The sequence below is a fragment of the uncultured Xanthomonas sp. genome (assembly GCF_964278005.1).
Taxonomy (GTDB): domain Bacteria; phylum Pseudomonadota; class Gammaproteobacteria; order Xanthomonadales; family Xanthomonadaceae; genus Xanthomonas_A; species Xanthomonas_A sontii.
In genome coordinates this window covers 37,962-57,003 of record NZ_CAXYKF010000015.1, presented here as the reverse complement: position 1 = coordinate 57,003, position 19,042 = coordinate 37,962, and the positions used below count along the sequence as shown (strand labels likewise).

At 64.3% G+C, this 19,042-nt stretch carries 15 protein-coding genes and 2 tRNA genes; 3 read left to right on the top strand and 14 right to left on the bottom strand.

Annotation, left to right across the window (positions count from 1 at the left end; translation table 11 throughout):
- Positions 1-56: 56 nt before the first annotated feature.
- A complete protein-coding gene (locus tag ACHWVH_RS08750) occupies positions 57-479 on the bottom strand; it encodes a hypothetical protein (RefSeq protein ID WP_017916128.1) in 423 nt (140 codons plus the stop codon).
- 77 nt (positions 480-556) lie between these two features.
- Here ACHWVH_RS08750 and ACHWVH_RS08745 point away from each other — a divergent pair, with 77 nt between their 5' ends.
- A complete protein-coding gene (locus tag ACHWVH_RS08745; RefSeq protein ID WP_193312563.1) occupies positions 557-694 on the top strand; it encodes a hypothetical protein in 138 nt (45 codons plus the stop codon).
- 185 nt (positions 695-879) lie between these two features.
- On the opposite strand, the gene ACHWVH_RS08740 is transcribed toward ACHWVH_RS08745, so the two are convergent.
- The 4 genes from ACHWVH_RS08740 to uvrB all read right to left on the bottom strand — a co-directional run bounded on the left by ACHWVH_RS08740 (position 880) and on the right by uvrB (position 5,379).
- Positions 880-2,514, bottom strand: a complete 1,635-nt coding sequence (locus ACHWVH_RS08740; RefSeq protein WP_394687001.1) for a type IV secretory system conjugative DNA transfer family protein — start codon at positions 2,512-2,514, stop codon at positions 880-882.
- A 251-nt stretch (positions 2,515-2,765) separates the two neighbouring features.
- Positions 2,766-2,975, bottom strand: coding sequence for a hypothetical protein (locus ACHWVH_RS08735; RefSeq protein WP_226977824.1), 210 nt, complete (start codon positions 2,973-2,975; stop codon positions 2,766-2,768).
- A 200-nt stretch (positions 2,976-3,175) separates the two neighbouring features.
- Positions 3,176-3,250, bottom strand: a tRNA-Val gene (locus ACHWVH_RS08730).
- Positions 3,251-3,348: 98 nt separating this feature from the next.
- Positions 3,349-5,379 (bottom strand): excinuclease ABC subunit UvrB, encoded by a 2,031-nt coding sequence (uvrB, locus tag ACHWVH_RS08725; RefSeq protein ID WP_394687000.1) that lies wholly within the window; start codon positions 5,377-5,379, stop codon positions 3,349-3,351.
- Between the two features lie 147 nt (positions 5,380-5,526).
- On the opposite strand from uvrB, the gene ACHWVH_RS08720 reads away from it, so the two are divergent.
- Entirely contained in the window at positions 5,527-6,063 is a 537-nt protein-coding gene (locus tag ACHWVH_RS08720) for a GspH/FimT family pseudopilin (protein ID WP_394687169.1), read from the top strand.
- A 44-nt stretch (positions 6,064-6,107) separates the two neighbouring features.
- Here the strand turns inward: ACHWVH_RS08720 and ACHWVH_RS08715 are convergent.
- The 7 genes from ACHWVH_RS08715 to ACHWVH_RS08685 all read right to left on the bottom strand — a co-directional run bounded on the left by ACHWVH_RS08715 (position 6,108) and on the right by ACHWVH_RS08685 (position 13,061).
- A tRNA-Asn gene (locus ACHWVH_RS08715) sits at positions 6,108-6,184 on the bottom strand.
- A gap of 89 nt (positions 6,185-6,273) precedes the next feature.
- Positions 6,274-6,696, bottom strand: a complete 423-nt coding sequence (locus ACHWVH_RS08710) for a type IV pilin protein (protein WP_295927641.1) — start codon at positions 6,694-6,696, stop codon at positions 6,274-6,276.
- Positions 6,696-10,448 carry a pilus assembly protein gene (locus tag ACHWVH_RS08705; RefSeq protein ID WP_295927644.1) on the bottom strand — a complete coding sequence of 1,251 codons (3,753 nt, stop codon included), beginning with the start codon at positions 10,446-10,448 and terminating at the stop codon, positions 6,696-6,698. The genes ACHWVH_RS08710 and ACHWVH_RS08705 overlap by 1 nt, the downstream gene beginning before the upstream one ends.
- Positions 10,449-10,458: 10 nt before the next feature.
- Positions 10,459-11,037 carry a PilX N-terminal domain-containing pilus assembly protein gene (locus ACHWVH_RS08700; RefSeq protein ID WP_295927646.1) on the bottom strand — a complete coding sequence of 193 codons (579 nt, stop codon included), beginning with the start codon at positions 11,035-11,037 and terminating at the stop codon, positions 10,459-10,461.
- Positions 11,034-12,002, bottom strand: coding sequence for a PilW family protein (locus ACHWVH_RS08695; RefSeq protein WP_295927648.1), 969 nt, complete (start codon positions 12,000-12,002; stop codon positions 11,034-11,036). Before ACHWVH_RS08695 ends, ACHWVH_RS08700 begins: the two co-directional genes overlap by 4 nt.
- Entirely contained in the window at positions 11,999-12,475 is a 477-nt protein-coding gene (gene pilV / locus ACHWVH_RS08690; RefSeq protein ID WP_017911244.1) for a type IV pilus modification protein PilV, read from the bottom strand. Before pilV ends, ACHWVH_RS08695 begins: the two co-directional genes overlap by 4 nt.
- Positions 12,476-12,500: 25 nt before the next feature.
- The gene (locus ACHWVH_RS08685) at positions 12,501-13,061 is read right to left on the bottom strand and encodes a GspH/FimT family pseudopilin (protein ID WP_081616345.1); all 561 of its coding nucleotides are present in this window, start codon (positions 13,059-13,061) and stop codon (positions 12,501-12,503) included.
- A 161-nt stretch (positions 13,062-13,222) separates the two neighbouring features.
- Between ACHWVH_RS08685 and ACHWVH_RS08680 the strand changes: the two genes are divergently transcribed.
- Positions 13,223-14,260 (top strand): sensor histidine kinase, encoded by a 1,038-nt coding sequence (locus ACHWVH_RS08680; RefSeq protein ID WP_017911246.1) that lies wholly within the window; start codon positions 13,223-13,225, stop codon positions 14,258-14,260.
- On the opposite strand, the gene ppnN is transcribed toward ACHWVH_RS08680, so the two are convergent.
- Positions 14,250-15,638, bottom strand: coding sequence for a nucleotide 5'-monophosphate nucleosidase PpnN (gene ppnN, locus ACHWVH_RS08675; RefSeq protein ID WP_295927651.1), 1,389 nt, complete (start codon positions 15,636-15,638; stop codon positions 14,250-14,252). The genes ACHWVH_RS08680 and ppnN overlap by 11 nt on opposite strands.
- A 113-nt stretch (positions 15,639-15,751) precedes the next feature.
- On the bottom strand, positions 15,752-18,973 hold the full coding sequence (locus ACHWVH_RS08670; RefSeq protein WP_017907240.1) for a TonB-dependent receptor: 3,222 nt from the start codon (positions 18,971-18,973) through the stop codon (positions 15,752-15,754).
- Positions 18,974-19,042 lie beyond the last annotated feature (69 nt).

Below are 19,042 nucleotides of genomic sequence, written 5' to 3'. Positions count from 1 at the left end.
TTCACCAGGTTTCGTAATGTGGCTGTCGGCGCGCAGCGTGCAGGCCGACGGTGACGTCACTTCGCGCTGCCGCTGGCTGCCGGCGCGCCGCTCAGCGACGACGACGGCTGCACCAGGATGCGATTGCCCGCCGCGGTCACGCTCAGCCCTTCCTGCGCATAGACCACGCTCAGCTCGGCGACCGCCTGCTGGATGCTGGTGGTGTTGATCTTGGCGACCGGGGCATACAGCGTGTAATCGGACTGGATGCCGTAGGACAGTTGCATGTTCGAATCCTTGGCCCAGCGCTCGAGCATCGTCTTGAGCGTGCCGTCCATCGGGATCGCCTGGTACACGTACGACGAGTACAGCGGGATCTCCATGGTCGACTCGGAGAAACGGTTGACCGGCTTCCACTTGCCGCGGAAGTCGGGTGCCGGCCTGGTTGCACAGGCGCTCAACAGCGCGACGGCACTCAACGTAGCGATCAGCCGAAACATATGCGTTCTTTTCACGCGAGCCTCTGAATTGCGGAAACGTATAGAGAGCGGGCGGCGCGCAGGCGGCCCACTGCTGGATGGCGAAGTTCGACGCGACGGCACGACACGCGCGTCGCGGCAAGGAAGGCGCCGGGAACGGCGCGGGCACGGATCTGCTGCAGACAACGGGACGTATCCGAGGCCGCGCGATCAGCGCCGAAGAAAACGGAATTTGACAGCAAACCTTCCATGTCACCCCTTACGTGCGCCGTTCGGCCCACGCCCCTGTTCCTGTTTCTGTTACCAACGCACCGCCATACTCGCGAGAATGTGCCGCAGGGGCATGCCCACGTCAAGCATTTGGCAAAAAAACGTTCAAATGATAAATGAGCCCAAAAAATAGGTGTTTTTCGTCACACTTTCATATCGAGAGCGTCGGAATGTCGACTTTGGGACGCAGCCGCGCGGTGAAGTAGCGATCGTTGTAGTACTTGATCTTGTCGCACTTCACCGGATGCGGAATGCCCTCGTACAAGAACACCTCTTGATCGTTGCCCATCGCCTTCAACTCTTGCGGCAGCATCAGCGCCCGCTTCTCCTCCGACACGCTTCGGGTCACATCCTTGCCGCGGGTGACGTTCTTCTTGCGGAAGGTGGTGTAGCCGAGCATCTCGGAGTAGTCGTTGGCATCCTGCTGCTCGCGCGGAGCGTAGAGAATCTGCAGTGCATGATTCGTGATGATGGTCCGCGAGATGTCCTTGCCATAGGTGGCATCGAGCTGGGCCATGCTCTGGATGATCGGCAGAAGGCGGACATTGTAGCCAGCCATATATGACACTGCCGAGGCGATGATGTCGACCTTGCCGATCGCGGTGAACTCGTCCATCAGCAGCAGGCACTGATACTTCAGCGCCGGATTGCTCTTGGGCAGTTCCTTGGTGTTGAGGTTGATGATCTGGCTGAAGAACAGATTGATGATCAGGCGGCTCTCGGCCAGCTTGTTGGGCTGGATGCCGATGTAGATGGTCATCTTCTTCTTGCGCAGGTCGGTCAGCAGGAAGTCGTTGTCGCTGGTGGCCGCATCCAGCACCGGATTGATCCAGGCATTGAGCGGCTCCTTCAGCGTGCCCATGATCGAGGCGAAGGTCTCGTCCGCCTGCGACAGCAGGTTGGAGAACGCCGACTTGGCATTGCCGCTGAGGAAACGCCGCTCCGACAGCGACTTCAGGTACTTCTTCAGGTCGGTGCCGTCGCCGGACGACAGACGGTAGATCGCGCCCAGCGTCGGCGTGCCGAGACCGCCGGGGAAGCCGATGTTGCGCTCGTCGTCCCAGTTCTCGAACAGGTAGAGCGAGAACGCCATGAACGCATTGCGCGCCTGGCTGACCCAGAACTTCTGGTCGTCGGAGCCATCCGGATACAGCATGGCGGCGATGCTCATCAGGTCCGAGACGCGGAACGCCGGATCGTCGGAGACATAGCTGAGCGGATTCCAGCGATGGGTGCGACGATCCTCGGCGAACGGATTGAACAGGAACACCTCCTGGCCCTGGCTGGCGCGCCAGCCACTGGTCAGATCGAAGTTCTCCTGCTTGATGTCCAGGACGACCACCGATTCCTGGTACTCCAGCAGGTTCGGAATGACCACGCCGACGCCCTTGCCCGACCGGGTCGGGGCCGCCAGGATCACGAACTGCTGGCCACTGAGGCGCACCAGCTTGCCGCGGAACTTGCCGACCACGATGCCGTCGCCGCTGGTCTTGAACAGCCCATGCTTGGACAGGTCGGCCGCGCCGGCGAAGCGCGCGTCGCCATGCAGGCTGCGCTTGGGCGGCCTGAACATCAGCACCAGGATCAGCAGGGCCACCAGGCCGGGCAAGCCGAAGCCGAGGTAGCCGGCCCATTTGATCTTGCCGACGTACGGAGCCACCTCCGGCAAGCCGATGGCGTGAACGTACTGGTAGTAGGTGCCAAGCCCGAACATCCGCGTGTCCAGCTTCAGCAGCAGCAGGACCAGGTAGCCGGACAGGAAATAGCCGCAGACGGCCGTGAGCACGACGACGAGCGCCGCCGCAACGAGTTTACGATTCGACAAGCCCTATCCTCCCTGATCCATCCTGGCCGACATTCTAGAGCGACTTGCGCACTTTGAGAGGCTTGCATGCACTGCGTCGACCGGAGACGGCGGACAGCCGGCAGGCCACCGCGCCACATGCGACAGGACGCCGACGGCGCTGGTGGCAACGCCGCCTGTCTGCGCCAACGCTGCCGACTGGTATGCGCCCGCCTAGACCCGCATGGCGCGCCCTAGCGACGCTGCCGCGTGCTCGGCTTGTTCCGCGAAGGCTTCTTTTCCGCGCTGACCGCGTCCCGATCGCGCTCGACCAGGGTGTCCAGGAAGACACGCGCCTCGTCCCACGACATGTCGTGCGGATCCACCCGCGCACCGCCATCGGTGGTGACCGTATAGCCCACCACGTTGGCCGGGCTGTAGTCCGGCTCCCGGGTCAACGCCACGAGCTGGTAGCGTCCTTTGACTTGCACCGTATGATGGTATTCCACCATGCGCCTGGCCTCCTCGCCTGATCGTCCGCTCGGATGCTAAAGCAAGCCCGGCCGCGCGGCCAGCATCCGAGCGCACCCGGTGGCGTGAGCGCAGACACAAAAAAGCCGGCGTCTGCCGGCTTTGTCGTTTCCACGTTCGCTTCTTCGCGTCGTGGTGGGCGGTACAGGGTTCGAACCTGTGACCCCTACCATGTCAAGGTAGTGCTCTACCGCTGAGCTAACCGCCCCTCTCTGCCGCGGCGCACCGCTGCAGGGGCGCGAATCTTAGCCCACCTGGCGGACAAGAACAATACCCACCTTCCGATCGGGCACCGCTGCGGCCCGCCTAGCCGACCAGACTGGCATCGCGCAGCTTCTTGATCTGGTCGCGCACCCGCGCCGCATCCTCGAACTCCAGGTCCCGCGCGTGCTGGTACATCTCCTGCTCCAGCGCTTTGAGCCGCGCGGCGATCTCCGCTGGCGCCAGCGCCCGGTAGTCTGCCGGCTCTTCCGCGACCCGGCGCGCCTTGCCCTTGCCTTTGCCCTTGCCCGACTTGGCCTCGGCCGCGTCCTCGCGCGCGCCCTCCAGGATGTCCACGATCGGGCGCGCCACCGACTTCGGGACGATCCCGTGTTCCAGGTTGTACTCCACCTGCTTCTCCCGGCGGCGCCCGGTTTCGTCGATCGCGGCCTGCATCGAACGCGTCATCTTGTCCGCATACAGGATCGCCTTGCCGCGCAAATTGCGCGCGGCGCGGCCGATGGTCTGGATCAACGAGCCGGTGGAGCGCAGGAAGCCTTCCTTGTCGGCATCGAGGATCGCGACCAAAGAGACCTCCGGCATGTCCAGGCCCTCGCGCAGCAGGTTGATGCCGACCAGCACGTCGAACTTGCCCAGGCGCAGGTCGCGGATGATCTCCACGCGCTCGACCGTGTCGATGTCCGAGTGCAGGTAGCGCACCTTCACCCCGTGCTCGCCCAGATACTCGGTGAGGTTCTCGGCCATGCGTTTGGTGAGCGTGGTGACCAGGACGCGGTCGCCATCGGCCACGCGCAGGTTGATCTCCGACAGCAGATCGTCGACCTGGGTCGCCACCGGGCGGATCTCCACTTCCGGATCGATCAACCCGGTCGGGCGCACCACCAGCTCGGTGATTTCGCCGGCCGATTCGCGCAATTCGTAGGGGCCCGGCGTGGCCGAGACGTAGATGCTGCGCGGCGAGCGCGCCTCCCATTCCTCGAAGCGCAGCGGCCGGTTGTCCAGCGCCGACAGCAGCCGGAAACCGAATTCCACCAGGGTTTCCTTGCGCGAGCGGTCGCCTTTGTACATCGCACCGATCTGCGGCACGGTGACGTGCGACTCGTCCACCACCAGCAAGGCGTCCGGCGGCAGGTAGTCGAACAGGGTCGGCGGCGGTTCGCCCGGCGCCTTGCCGGTCAGATGCCGCGAGTAGTTCTCGATGCCGTTGCAGAAGCCGACCTCAGCCATCATCTCCAGGTCGAACTGGGTACGCTGCGCCAGCCGCTGCGCCTCGACCAACTTGTTCTGCGCATACAGCTGTTCGAGCCGGTCCTTCAGCTCAAGCTTGATCGTGTCCACCGCGCTGAGCGTGCGCTCGCGGGTGGTAGCGTAGTGGGTCTTGGGGTAGATCGTGTAGCGCTGCAGCTTGCGCAGCGTCTCGCCGGTCAGCGGATCGAACAGGGTCAGCTGTTCCACGTCGCCGTCGAACAGTTCGATGCGCAAGGCCTCGCTGTCGGATTCGGCCGGGAACACATCGATGACCTCGCCGCGTACGCGGAAACTGCCGCGGTGCAATTCGTACTCGTTGCGGGTGTACTGCAGGTCGGTCAGGTGGCGGATCAACTGGCGCTGCTCCACGTGCTCGCCGATCGACAGGATCAGCCGCAGCGACAGGTAGTCCTCCGGCGCGCCCAGGCCGTAGATCGCCGAGACCGTGGCCACCACCAGCGCATCGCGCCGCGACAGCAGGGTCTTGGTCGCGGCCAGGCGCATCTGCTCGATGTGCTCGTTGATCGAACTGTCCTTCTCGATGAAGGTGTCCGAGGACGGCACGTAGGCCTCGGGCTGGTAGTAGTCGTAGTAGCTGACGAAGTACTCGACCGCGTTGTTGGGGAAGAACGCCTTGAATTCGCCGTATAGCTGCGCCGCCAGCGTCTTGTTCGGCGCCATCACCAGGGTCGGCTTCTGGATCGCCTGGACCACGTTGGCGATGGTGTAGGTCTTGCCCGACCCGGTCACGCCGAGCAGAGTCTGCTTGGCCAGGCCGGCCTCGAAGCCGGCCACCAGCTTCTCGATCGCCTGCGGCTGGTCGCCGGCCGGCGAATACGGCGATACGAGTTGGAAACGGTCGGACATGCACAAGCCTCAAGGTGAAGAGCGAGGCCGACAGTGTCGGCCGACCCCGCGCCGGGGAGATTTCCTACATGGGAACGCACAACCCCCTCATTCAAGCCCTGCCGCCCGGCCGCGAGACTGGCGACCTCGCACCGGGAGACGACGGACATGCGGAACGCTGCAGCCAAAGGCTACACATTGCTCGAGGCCATGATCGTGATGGCGGTGATCTGCCTGCTCGCCGGCATCGGCCTGCCGGCGCTCCGGGAACTGCTGGCGAACCAGCGTTTGACAGCGGCCACGCACCAACTGAGCGCGCACTTCGCCCTGGCACGCAGCAGCGCGATCAGCTTCGGCGTCCCGGTCAGCGCCTGCCCGTCCAACGGGGAAGGCGGCTGCCGCAGCGACAGCGACTGGAGCCACGGCTGGCTGGTGTTCCGCGACCCGGAACGGCAAGGCCAGCCGATCGCGCCGGACAGCATCCTCAGCGAAGGCAGCGCATCGGGCGCCAGCGACCTGGTTCTGCGCTCGAACCAAGGCCGCCCCTCGGTCCGCTTCCTGCCCGATGGGCGCAGCGCCGGCAGCAACCTGACCGTCAACATCTGCGAGCGGGGCCGGTTACGCGCAGCGGTGGTGGTGAACAACACCGGACGCATCCGCACGCGAAAAGCGACCGAACCGATGCCCTGCCGGACGCCGGACTGACGCACAAAAGCAAAGACCGCGATCGCTCGCGGCCTTTGCGGATTTGGCGCCCGAAGTTGGACTCGAACCAACGACCCCCTGATTAACAGTCAAGTGCTCTAACCGGCTGAGCTATTCGGGCGGGGAGGCGCATTGTATAGAGGCCTCATGCCGATCGCAAGGGGTGAACCCGTGCTTTCCTGACTGCAACTGCGCCCTACCGACCCAGCTTCACCAGCAGGTGCCCTCGCCAGCACCGGTAGACGTCGTACGCGTGCCCTTCTGATCGATGCTGAGCGCGCCGCACTGGGTGTCCTTGGCCTGAGGACTGTCCGTACGGGGCGTCGCGGTCAACTTGAACGCATTCGCAGTCGGAGGGACGCTGAACGAAAGATCATAGAACTGCACCGCATCGCTTGGACACGTCGGCAGCGGCACATCGGCATACGACATCTTGGTCGTGTAGTACCGCTCGATGAGCTGCACCCCCTGCTGCAGACAGACGGACGCGGCCGAGCGGCGTGCCTTGATGACGTGCGATTGATAGCTGGCGAACGCGATCGCCGCCAGAACACCCACGATCGCGACCACGATCATCAGTTCGATCAGGGTGAAGCCATGCTGCCGGCGGGACGGAAAGGAAGAAAGTCGCATCAATTGTTCCTCAGAAGTTCGCGCCAGGACACGCGCTTCATGCTGAGCGCGCTGCTGTTGGTACCGAGCGTGGTCGTACTCGCGTTATCCAACGCGATCTGCATCTGGTTGCCGATGAAGATCGGACTGTTGGGGCTGCTGTTCAGGCCGATGCCGGAGACGGGTGTGCCATTGAGTGTATCGCCGGTGCTGGATCCGCCGCTGCCGTCCAGGTCGAAGAAGGATTGCGACAGCCGGCCGCCGGTGAACGGGTTGATCGCCATCACGAAGCCCTTGCCGCTGGGGCTGCACACATCGCCCGAATCCGGAATACGCGTGGTCCCGATCAGCGCCGTGCCCTGGAAGAAGTTGGACACCACCATGCGCTCGCCCTGCGGCGTGCCGGGAGGCGACAGCAGGTCCATGTACCAGCCGTCCTGCCCGGCGCTGGGCTTGTCCTCGATCACGCGCACGGCAAAGCCGTTGACGGTGCCCTCCTGCAGGATGTTGACCTTGTTCAGGGTGGAGCGATTGGAGGGGATGGTCGTACCGCGGTCGATCAAGCCATACCAACTCTGCACGTCCTTGTTGCCCAGATCGCCGCTGGACAGGTACTTGCCGGTCCCGAAGAACACCCAGGTCAGGCCCGTCGCCGGATCCTTCGCCGCCGTGGGTGCAGCGGTGATCGGTTGCGCCTTGGACGCATAGTTGGCGGAGAACAGCTGGCGCACCGTCCCGGTCGCGCCGGACATGTCGAACCGCCAGACATTCCCGTTGAGATCGCCAGCGTACAGACGATCGACGATGAAATCGTTGTTGGACGACCAGGCCAGGACACCGGACAGGCCATTGTTGCCGCTCGACCCCGTCTGGATACGGCTGGACGCACCGGTGATGGCATTCACCAGGATGAGATCGGCCGAATCGCCGCTGCTGTTAGGACCATTGCCGAGCATCGCGTACCACTGGCCGTTGGCGAGCTGCCCGATGATCGGCTTGCCGAGATTGTTGCCCAGTCCGACGAGATCGGTGGCCGTGGAGGTTTTGTCCCACAGCAGAGTGATGTTGTTGGGATCGGTGACATCCAGCGCGAACATGCCCTTTCCGCCCCGCCCCATGGTGCCGATCAGCACCGAGCGCCAGCTGCCCCCGGAGTAGACGTCCGACACGGTGAGTTCGCCATCCACGTAATACCGGTGCTGGTAGTTCGGATCGGTGTAGTCCAGCAACCCGGTCATCGCCGCTTTCGGCACGAAGGCGAACTTCTCCGCACCGGTGCTGGCATCGAACCCATGCAGCATGCCGTCATTGGCACCGACATAGATCATCGGCGCGCGCGTGGACTTGGCCGCAGCGAAGGAGGCATAAGCGCTGGCGCCGTTGAACGTCGCCGTCGTGTACAGCCGTGGGTTGGGTGCTCCCACATAGACCGGCTGCGAGTTGACGATGTCGCCAAGGATGCCGCTACGGGTACGCAGGACGCCACCGTTGGCCTTCTCCTGCGAGCGATCGCCACGCAGATAGTCGATCTGGTTCTGCGTCGCGGACGACAACGGCGTTCCGGCGAGCTTGCCGTAGGCGAAATTGTCCAGATTCCCGTTCGAGTTGGCGAACTTGATCGTCCGGGTATCCCAGGCCGGGAGCTGCGCGCCCGCGCTCCACGCCTGCGTCAGCGCGCCGGTGGTCTGGTTGACGTCGTACGCCACCACATCGCCACGCCAGGTGCCGCTGTAGAACACGGACTGGTACGTCCGCGCGCCCGCTTCAAGCTTGGTCGTATTGCTGGCGAGGGAGGCTGCAGAACCCTTCATCTCCTCCAGGATGCGCTCGAACGCCTGGCGCAGGCTCGCCACCATCTTTTCCGCGTCGGCGGCAAGGTAGTAATTGTCCGGCTTCTTGTAATTGGCATTGCCATTGACGTAGGAGCTGCCGTCCCACCAGGTGGAGTCCGCCAAGGCGCTGATATTGGTCTCCGGATCGTAGCCTTCCGGCACACGGAAACCGCCGTACTTCGTGGTCAGCCAATACTGGTTGGTGCTCGGCGACTTGTAATCGCCATATTCCACAACGTCGACCCAGTGTGTGGAGAGGGTCTGCTTGCCAGGCAAGCCATCGCTGGCGGTGTCGGGACGCAGATCCTTGGTGTGCGCGTCGTAGGCGAGCGCCGCGATGTAGGCGGAGTTCTTGTCGCTGTTGAACTGCGACGTGACCGCGCTGGAGGCGGCGTCGTTGGCAGACTTGCCTTCCTTACGCCAGATCTGGGTCATACGGTCGATGACGCTGACCGAGGTATCGCGGGTCACTTCCGGAGGTGTGGCCGGCTCGCCACTCAGGTTGGTGGTGTTGCCTGGCAGATTCTTGTCCAAATGCGTATTGGTGTCGCCGATACCCAAGATCACATTGATCTGGCAGCGATAGGAAATCGGATCGTTCCACTGGGTGATGACCGGAAAACCATCGGCTTGCTGGTATCGCTGCTGCGCGTTTCCGCTCAACGAAGAGTAGGCCGCGATATTACCCTGATGCTTGAAATAGCGGATTGCGGCGTAATAGAGCTCGCTGACATCATCGTACGACTTGACGTTCTTGCCGGTATTGAGTTGACCGAACTTGTTCAGATAATTGATGACGCCACTGTTGACGATCTGATAGCGCGGATCTGTCCCACCGATCGCCGCGGTCGTTGCTGCAGCATCGGAAACATCGGGATTTTGATAGATGACGCCAGTCTGCGGATCCCACTCTCGCGCCGCATTCGCGAGTGTCCCTTGATCAGGATTGTAGGTGTAAGGCCCGACGAATTTTTGGTTGGCGCGCAGAATACCGCTATCCACGGCCGGATCATCGGTATTCTTGTAACCGAAGATGCTGTAACGGATCCGTTTGGCATACTGCTGGATCAATCCTTCCGGCTTGTAGTAGCCGCTAGGGTAAGCAACGCAGTTATCTTCAAGATAGGCGGTTCCGAGGCTGGCATCGCATACCTTGACCCGCACCGAGACCTGGAACGTCAGCGTCGTATCGCGCACGCAGCCGAGATTGAAAAGTGTATCGCAAGGGGAGCCATCCGGTTTGAGAAAGCTGCCATTCAAGGAATGCTTGCTTGGATCGTAGGCAATCTGCTGATTCGAAGAGGGATCGACCAGGTTGCCGTTGGCAAAGAACATCTGGTTGCCCAGCCCGTCGATGCGCATGTTGAAGTTCTGCCACTGCGCACCCGTCCCTCCCGCGATCAGCGTGGCATTGTTGCTGATCGAACGGCGCGGGAAATTACTGGTCGCCACGCGATCGGCGACCGCCTTTTCCAGCAGCGTCTCGCTCGCCGTGTCGCGCGAACGATAGCCGCCCGTCAATGCCGAGCGGAACGGATCGATGGTCTGGGTTGCGGCCCAGTTGAGGAAGTTGCCTGCCCACACGCCCGCCCCAGCGCAGGCATAGCTGCTCGGATTGTTGCCCAGCAAGCTGACGGGATAGAAATAACGATCGCTCTCAGTGGCGCTGTAGTGGTATCTGTAGCACTTCTCGGAATCGAAATAGCCAACAAACCTGCTTGACGCCGAATAGGTATCGGACAGATTCGCCTTGCTGATCACCGTCGGGAACTCCACCGACGGCACGAATGCCAGGTTGCCCGGCACGTCGCTGCCCACATATAACGGCGACTGCGAGACATCCACATCCGCACCGGCCCCGCCTACAGTACCGATGAATAGACCGGCCACCACGGCAAGGAGCCAGTCCCGGTACGTCGTCTTCTTCGCTCGACTGGTCATAGTGGGATCCTTACTTGACGGTGACGTTGGTCTGCAGCACGACGATGGCCCGGCCATTGGACGCGGCCGGGTTGCCGCTGCGCGCGATGACGCGGTAGTAGTGCTCCAGCGAGGTGCCGCCGGTGCCGCCGTACTGGTTCTGATTGATGCTCGACCCCAGGCCCAGCTGATCCTCGCTGGTGCGCTGGCCCAGATACTGGATGTAGTACTGCGCGGGGACGGCCTGGCCCGTCGGCGTCACCGTGCCGTCCACCCAGCACTCCTGGGTGCCCAGCGCACAGCCGCTGGAGGCATTGCCGGTATACGTGTTGCTGGGAACGGCCGGGCATACCGTCGTTCCCGACGAACAATTGAAACCGATGGTATTGCCGGACTTGGCGGCGTTCTGAATGGCCTTCTCCGCATCGCGCAAGGCGCCTTCGGCGGCCTGGAACCCCAGGCTGCGGTCGTACATGTTGGAGGACATGCGCTCCTGCAGCAGCGTGCCGCGCAAGACGGCGAGCCCCAGCAGGGTCATCACCAGCAACAGCAACAGGACGACGATGAGCGAAATGCCGGACTGCCGGCGGGGCGATGGCGACGTGTTCACGGGTTCCGGTTCCTGATGCTCACGATCGTGCTGAAGGTCCGCGTCACCGGCTGCTTGTTGGCGCCGGCCGACGTATCGGCGCTGACGGTCATGTCGATCTTCACCGCGATCACGTTGGCCCAGTTGGTCCCGGGGCTGGCGTCTGCGTAGCTGGTGCCGTCCTTGGACAAGTACTTGAACTGCAGGCCGGTGACGCCATCGGCGATTTCGTTCTTCTGGCTGGTACCGCCCGGCAAGGCCACTTCCTGATACAAGGAGGTGCCGCCCGTTCCTCCGCTACTGGCCGCGACATACCAGCGCACCGCCCGCACTTCGGTCAGGATGGAGTTGATCTCGTAGGTGTAATTGTTCGAGCCGGCGACGCACACGCCCGGCAGGCGCCCGAGCCGTGTGCAGGTATTGAGGCCGCCGCTCGCGTAACTGGCCGTGGTGCCGGAAACGCTGTTCACCTGCAGCACCGCCAGTTGCTGGCGATCGCACAGCAGCATGATCGCGTTGCTGTGCAGGTCCGGCGCTGCCGCGTTGAGCGTCAGCGTCTGGTTCGCCGGGTTGTGCGCGGTCACGGTGGCGCCGCCGGTACCCGCAGAGAGGATCTGGATCGCGTCGGTGCCTGCCGTGACGGTGAGACCGGACGGGTTGCTGTTTTTGTAGCCGGTCAGCGGCAGCGCCCAATTCATCCACCAGCTCGCCGTGGGATTGTTCAGCACGTTCGCGACCGGCAATCCGGAATCGCAAGGATTGCCGCCGGCCTCGCGGATATCCTGCGCCATCATCTCGAAACCGGTCCGGGCCGACTCCTGGAGCCGGCTGAGGCCCTCGGTCGCCGCATAGGTCTGGCGGTTGGAGAGAAAGATGCCGATCGCCGCACCGACCACCAGCAGGCCGAGCAGCATCGAGATCATCAGCTCGATCAGGTTGAAGCCGGATTGGCGCCGTGGCAGCGCCCGCGCGATCAGTATGTTCACAGTTGGGCCGTCGTGCTCAGGGTCTGGGTCGCGCTGCCGCTGGTGTTGCCGCCGGCACTGGAGTTCACGCCGCGGCTGTCGTCCCATTGCACGGTGATCGTGCAATTGCCGTCGTTGCAGGCGATGGAGCCGCACGTGGTCGCCGGGTCGCCCCCGATCGCCGCCTTCAACCCGCTGAGCCAGACCGCCTTGTCGTTCGCCACCAGGTCGCCCGCCGCCGGCGCCGTGCAGAGCATGCTGCCGGTGTTGTAGGCCCCCAGCATCGCCGCGCTGCGGTTGGCCCGCATCGCATCGAGGATGGTGTAGGTCTGCATGACGATCTGGCTGCGCTGCAGCGCGCTCTGGTTGTTGCGCAACGCCGTGGTCTGCATCGCCGCCACGCCCAGCATCCCCACCCCCAGGATCAGCACCGAGATCATCACCTCGATGAGGGTGACGCCCGCCATGTGTCTGCCGCTCTCGAACCGCTTCATGGTGTCTCCGCTTGCCGGAACCGGCTCAGCCGGTGGTGGTGCAGCTGCCGCCGTCGGATGTCGATGTGACCTGGGCGCGACTGCCGCCCATCAGTTTGACGCTCCGGACATTGTTGGATGGGTTGGTAACCGCCATGCAGACGACGATGCCTCCTGTCACCGGCGTACCGCTGCTGTTGCGCGCGATGCCGTCTGCTCCGAAGGTCAGCTTGTCGCCCATCGCATCCAGGGTCGTACTGGTGACGACCAGGCCAGTGCGCAGGGTCGTGCTGCGCAGCACCGTGCCGTCGCGGGCCACGGTCAGGTAGCGGGTCCAGTTGCCGCCGCTGGCGCAGGTCGCACCGTCGTCGCTGCGGCAGAGGCTGACGCCACCGTTCAGGCGCACCGCCTCCGAGCGCGTCAACTGCACCGCGGCGATCAGTTCGTTGGCGGCGCCGGTCAAGCGGTTGCTGCGGATCAGACCGGTGAAACTGGGCACCGCCAGCGCCATGATGATCGCCAGCACCGCCACGGTGACCATCAATTCCACCAGCGTGAAACCACGCTGCGTCCGTTCGGCAAGGCCACGCGCGCAAGGAACAGCCATATCCTTCCCCAGATTCTCCCGCCGGCCACGCTAGCGGCCGGACCGCGACCGCGCCAGCCGTTGCCGACGGATGGCGGATATGGGGGAGTGGACGGACCGTGCGCGACAGGGCGCCAGCCGGCATGATGCACCTCGGCCCTGCCCCACCGCCTTCCGCCCCGATGCCCGCCTCCGCCTACTCCAAGGACCAGCTCCAGGTCCTCAAGCAACCCTCGACCCTGATCTGGATCGTGATGGCTGGCGAGTGCATCGCGGCCATCCTGGCCCTGACCCCGGTCCCGGGCACGGGCATGGCAGGGAGCCGCTGGGTCTACTTCGGGCTGGCGTCGCTGGGCATCCAGTGGGTCGCGCTGCTGACCCTGGCGAGCCTGCTGCTGTTGCGCCGGGCGCTGGCCGGATGCGGCTTCCTGTCCATCACCGTGGCCACACTGGGCCTGATGCAGGCGCTGACCTGGCTGATCAGCGGCGTGATTCTCTATGCCTTCGGCGACTACTGGCAGCTCTCCGACCGCGCATGGCTGACGCTGTCGCTGCAGTTGTCCGGCATCGCCCTGCTGATCGGCCTGCTCGGCATGGCCGCGCTGCACAACCACGTGCGCATCAAGCAACTGGTCGAACGCGCCAAGCAGGCCGAGATCGACGCACTGACCGCGCGCGTGCAGCCGCACTTCCTGTTCAACACGCTCAATACCGCGGTGATGCTGGTGCACCGGCAACCGCAACAGGTGGAACAACTGCTGATGGATCTGTCGGATCTGTTCCGCGCCGCGCTGGCCGCGCCGGACCTGGTCGACCTGCAGGACGAGATCGACCTGGCCAGGCGTTACCTGGACATCGAGGCGATCCGCTTCGGGCCACGCCTGCGCGTCCATTGGGAGGTGCCGGAGGCGCCGGCACCGGTGCGGATTCCGCGGCTGTCGCTGCAACCGCTACTGGAGAACGCCGTGCACCACGGCATCGAATGCAGTGCCGAGGGCGGCGAGATCGGCATCGCCATCGGCGAACGCGACGGCGCCCTGGAGATCAGCGTGCGCAACCCGGTGCCGATAGGCGGCCTTTCGCCGCATATCGGCCGCGGTCACCGCGTCGGCCTGTCGGCGCTGCGCACGCGCCTGGACAGCCTGGAAGGCGCCTCACTGCACACTGCCAGCGATGGCGCCTGGTTCGTCGCGACGATCCGGATCGGACTCAGGCCATGACCCGGTAGCAGGGCCGATACTCGCCGGAGATCTTCATGCGGCGCTGTTCGACGAAGGCGCGCAGCAACTCGTCCAGGGCCTGCATCATGTCCGCATCGCCGTGGATCTCGAACGGGCCATGCTGCTCGATGCGGCGCATGCCGTCTTCCTTGACGTTGCCGGCGACGATGCCGGAGAAGGCGCGGCGCAGGTCCGCGGCCAGCGCATGCGGCGGACGGCCATGGTGCAGATCCAGCGCGGCCATCGCCTCGTGGGTCGGCTCGAACGGACGCTGATACTCCAGCGGGATGTCCACCGACCAGTTGAAGTAGAACGCGTCCTTCTGCTCCTTGCGGTGCGTGCGCACGTGCTGGATGCCGGCGGCCATCTTGCGCGCCACCGCCACCGGATCACCGACCACGATCTCGTAGCGCGAGGTGGCCACTTCGCCCAGGGTCAGGCGCAGGAAGCGGTCGATCTGCTCGAAATACGGCGCGGCGATGGTCGGGCCGGTGAGGATCAGCGGGAACGGCAGGTCGCGGTTCTCCTCGCGCAGCAGGATGCCGAGCAGATACAGGATCTCCTCGGCGGTGCCGACACCGCCGGGGAACACGATGATGCCGTGGCCGATGCGGACGAAGGCCTCCAGGCGCTTCTCGATGTCCGGCATGATCACCAGGTGGTTGACGATCGGGTTCGGCGACTCGGCGGCGATGATGCCCGGCTCGGTCACGCCGATGTAGCGGTTGTCGTGCTTGCGCTGCTTGGCATGGGCGATGGTGGCGCCCTTCATCGGCCCCTTCATCGCGCCCGGGCCGCAACCGGTGCAGATGTCCAGCCCGCGCAGGCCCAGCTCGTAGCCGACCTGCTTGGTGTACAGGTACTCGTCGCGCGAGATCGAATGGCCGCCCCAGCACACCACCAGCTTGGGATCGGCCGGCTGCAGGATGCGCGCATTGCGCAACTGGCCGAACACCGCATTGGTGATGCCTTCGCTGGACTGCAGGTCGGTGCTGGATTCGGGGCCCAGCTCGATGGCCATGTAGGCCAGGTCGCGGACCACGGCGAACAGCAGCTCGGCCACGCCATTGATGATCTCGCCGTCGACGAAGGCCATCGCCGGCGCGTTGAGCAGGTCGATGCGCACGCCACGGTCGCGCTGCACCACCTGGATGTCGAAGTCGGGATACAGATCGCGCGCCGCGCGCGGATCGTCCGAGGCGCTGCCGCTGGTCAGCACCGCCAGCGCGCAGCGCCGCAGCAGTTCGTGCAGGCCGCCGCTGGAGGCATCGCGCAGGCGCGCCACTTCCACGCGCGAGAGGATGTCCAGGCCGCCGCGCGGGTAGATCCGCGCATCCACTACCGGCAGCGCGCGCGCCGCCGTATTGCTGGTCGTCATATCGAATGTCTTGTCGGTGTCGTCAGCCGGCGACTTTAACTTCAGCCCCCACAAAAAGAAAACGGCCGGGTCGCCCCGGCCGTTTCCAACGCTTCAGCTAGCGTGCGCCGCGATCAGAACTGATAGCGGAAGCCCAGCTGCAGCGACCACTGCGACACGCCGGTGTTGAAGCCGTCGGCGTCGGCGTTGGCGGCCGTCGGCTGGTCGGTGTACAGGGTGTTGTACACGTACTTGCCCTGGTAGATGCCCTGCAGGTTGGCGACGCGAGCGTCGGCGTAGAAGCCGTAGTCGTAGATCCGGCCCCACTTCTTGTTCAGCAGGTTGCCCACGTTCTGGATGTCCAGCCAGACCTCGGACTTGTGGCCCTTGAAGAAGCCCGGCAGCTGCTGGGTGATGCGCACGTCGAAGGTGTTGATCCAGCCGGAACGGAAGCCGTTGGCCGGGGCGTAGCTGCCGGCGTACTTGGCCAGCTGCGGGTTCTTGGCCAGCCAGTCGAAGAACTGCTGCTGCAGCGCCGGGTTGGCGGTGAACGCACCGGTGTTGCTCAGCGTGCCGAACAGCACGTCGCCCGGGCCCTTCGGCACGTAGAACAGGTCGTTGGTCGAACGGCCGTCGCCGTTGGCGTCGCCGTTGAACACGTAGCTGTACGGACGGCCGCTGCGGCCTTCGTAGACCAGGCCCACGCGGGTCTCGTAGTCGCCGAAGAACATGTGCTTCCAGTCCAGCGAGCCGGAGATCCGGTCCTTGATCTCGTAGCGCGAGGTGTTCTCGGTTTCCGAGTTGGCGTTGAAGGCGTACTGGTAGCCCCAGCCCGAGCTGGCGGTGGAGCTGGTCAGCGAACCGACTTCGGTGGCGTGGGTGTAGGTGTAGCCCAGGGTCCAGGACCAGTCGCCGCCTTCGCTGAACGGCTTGGACAGCGACACGGTGAACTGCTGGGTCTTGCCCTTGTCGGTGTTGTCGATCAGGTAGACGTCGCTATACGCCGGATTGCGGTTGTAGCGGTTGTTCCCAGTGGCCCACGGACGACCGGTCTGCGCCGGGTTCCAGTACAGCGCGCGGCCATCCGGACCGTAGTAGGCCGGGCTCGGATCCTGGCCAGGGCTGTTGACGCGACCGATGTTCAGGCTCTTGTAGTACAGGCCGTTGTTGACCTTGGTCACCAGCAACTCGGCCGAGGCCACGATGCCGTACCACGGCAGTTCGTGATCCAGGGCCAGGTTGGCCTTGTACAGCGACGGCAGCTTGAAGTCGTTGCCGACGAAGCTCACGCCCTGGGTCGCCGAACCCGGCGTGGTCGGGACCGGCTGGGTGTCCTTGTTGGCGCTGAACGGCAGGGCCGGGTTGTAGGCGGTGTAGCTGTAGGCGTTGTAGTTGAAGCCGGTGTTGGAGTAGCTGTTGCCGATCCACACCTGCGGCGCATCGCCCTGGAACAGGCCCACGCCACCGCGCAGCTGGGTCGGACGGTCGGTGTCGAAGGTGTAGTTGAAGCCGACGCGCGGCTGGATCAGGAAATCGCCGTTGAAGATCTTGCTGTTGTCGTAGCCGAAGTAGGCCTGCGCCGCAGCGTTGTAGGTCGGATCCGGGCTCACGCTCGCACGATCGCCGCGCAGGCCCAGGGTCAGGGTCAGGTTGTTGTTGACGTACCAGGTGTCCTGCACGAACAGGCCGAGGTTGCTGTTCTTGTAGTCGGCCGCGATCGAACCCGGGCTACGCTCCTGGTTGAGCTGGTACGAGCTCCAGCGGCCGCTGGCGAAGTTGTCCAGGCCGAAGAAGGTGTACACGCCCCAGGTGTTGCGGCCGTACAGGTTGTAGATGTCGTTGGTGCTGTAGTCGACGCCGAACTTCAGGTTGTGGTTGTCAAGGGTCAGGGTGCCCGCACCGTAGTAGTTCCAGGTCTTGGTGGTGAGGATGTTGCCCTGCGAGTTGGTCTCGGTGCCCAGGAACAGCACGTCGCCGGTCGGGTTGGCGACCGAACCGTCGAAGTACACGGCGATGCTCGGCGCATTGGTCGGCACCACGCGGATCGCGGAGTAGTCGCGGTAGGACACCTTGAACTCGGTGGAGAAGTTCTCGGACCAGTCGCTGAACAGCTGGCCGACGTAGCTCTCGACCGACTTCTCGTGCTGGTACCAGTACGAGCTCAGCGAGGCCTGGCTGGAGTTGCCGGCACCATTGATGCGCAGCTTGCTCTGGTCGAGCTTGCTGTAGCGGAAGCTGGCGCGGTGGTTGTCGCTGATGTTCCAGTCCAGCTTGAGCGCGTATTCCTTCAGGTCGGTGTTGCCGTCGCTGTCCAGGGTGCCGGCGTCGAAGCCGTAGTTCTTGGCGATCTGCTGGGCGCGGGTCACGTCGGCCATGCCGTACTTGGCGTTGGCCTTGCCCAGCGCGGTGCTGCCCAGGTCGAGGCCCGGCGCGTCCTGCTGGAACTTCTCGTAGTTGGCGAAGAAGAACAGCTTGTCCTTGACGATCGGGCCGCCGAAGGTCGCGCCGTAGGTCTTCTCCTTGGTGAAGCCGTTGAACTTGCTGCCGTCCGGGTTGTCGCCGAACCAGTCGCCATCGCGATAGCTGCCGTACACCGAACCGTGGAACTCGTTGGTACCGGACTTGGTCACCGCGTTGACGGTGGCGCCGGCGGCGCTGGCGATGCTGACGTCGTAGTTGGACAGGTTGACGTCGATGGCTTCGATCGCTTCCATCGACACCGGCTGACGCCGGGTGGTCATGTTGTTGCCTTCCAGGCCGAAGGTGTCGCTGGCCGAGACGCCGTCGATGTTGATCGAGTTGTAGCGCGGGTTCAGGCCGCCGGCGCTGATCGTGCCCGAGGCGCGATCGACGAAGGCCACGCGCGGATCCAGGCGCATGTAGTCCTGGATGTTGCCGTTGATCGACGGCAGCGCTTCGATCTGCTCGCGGCCGACGTTGGTGCCCGAGCCCATCTTGGTGGCGCTGAACACTTCCGAGCCGGTGGCGATGGCGACCGCGTTGACCGTCTCCAGCGTGGTCGGCGCAGCCATGTCGCCGGTCAGGTCGGCGTTGATGGTGGCGTTCTGGTTGACGCTCAGGTACACGCCGTCTTCGGTCTTGGTGCCGTCGCCCGACTTGGTGATGGTGATGCTGTACGGACCGCCGACGCGCAGGCCGCGCGCGTTGTAGCGACCGGCGGCATCGGTGGTGGCGCGGCTGACCGTGCCCGACTCGACGTGGGTGATGGTCACCTCGGCGCCGGCGACCGGCTGGCCGCCGTGGGTCACCACACCGCCGACACCGGCGGAGGTGCTCTGGGCGAACACCGGCGCCGCGGCCAGCGCCGCAACGAGGCCCAGAGTGAGCTTGGACATCCGCAGACGGGGTTGAATCATTGCAATAGCCTCGATGGAGTTTGACGAAATGCGCATGGCAGGCCGTGC

What these genes read in the sequence shown, in the direction of transcription:
- ACHWVH_RS08705 (WP_295927644.1), bottom strand. Translation starts at nt 10,448, where the DNA reads ATGACCAGTCGAGCGAAGAAGACGACGTACCGGGACTGGCTCCTTGCC.
- ppnN (WP_295927651.1), bottom strand. Translation starts at nt 15,638, where the DNA reads ATGACGACCAGCAATACGGCGGCGCGCGCGCTGCCGGTAGTGGATGCG.
- pilV (WP_017911244.1), bottom strand. Translation starts at nt 12,475, where the DNA reads ATGAAGCGGTTCGAGAGCGGCAGACACATGGCGGGCGTCACCCTCATC.
- ACHWVH_RS08710 (WP_295927641.1), bottom strand. Translation starts at nt 6,696, where the DNA reads ATGCGACTTTCTTCCTTTCCGTCCCGCCGGCAGCATGGCTTCACCCTG.
- ACHWVH_RS08720 (WP_394687169.1), top strand. Translation starts at nt 5,527, where the DNA reads ATGCGGAACGCTGCAGCCAAAGGCTACACATTGCTCGAGGCCATGATC.
- ACHWVH_RS08670 (WP_017907240.1), bottom strand. Translation starts at nt 18,973, where the DNA reads ATGTCCAAGCTCACTCTGGGCCTCGTTGCGGCGCTGGCCGCGGCGCCG.
- uvrB (WP_394687000.1), bottom strand. Translation starts at nt 5,379, where the DNA reads ATGTCCGACCGTTTCCAACTCGTATCGCCGTATTCGCCGGCCGGCGAC.
- ACHWVH_RS08680 (WP_017911246.1), top strand. Translation starts at nt 13,223, where the DNA reads ATGCCCGCCTCCGCCTACTCCAAGGACCAGCTCCAGGTCCTCAAGCAA.
- ACHWVH_RS08685 (WP_081616345.1), bottom strand. Translation starts at nt 13,061, where the DNA reads ATGGCTGTTCCTTGCGCGCGTGGCCTTGCCGAACGGACGCAGCGTGGT.
- ACHWVH_RS08745 (WP_193312563.1), top strand. Translation starts at nt 557, where the DNA reads ATGGCGAAGTTCGACGCGACGGCACGACACGCGCGTCGCGGCAAGGAA.
- ACHWVH_RS08750 (WP_017916128.1), bottom strand. Translation starts at nt 479, where the DNA reads ATGTTTCGGCTGATCGCTACGTTGAGTGCCGTCGCGCTGTTGAGCGCC.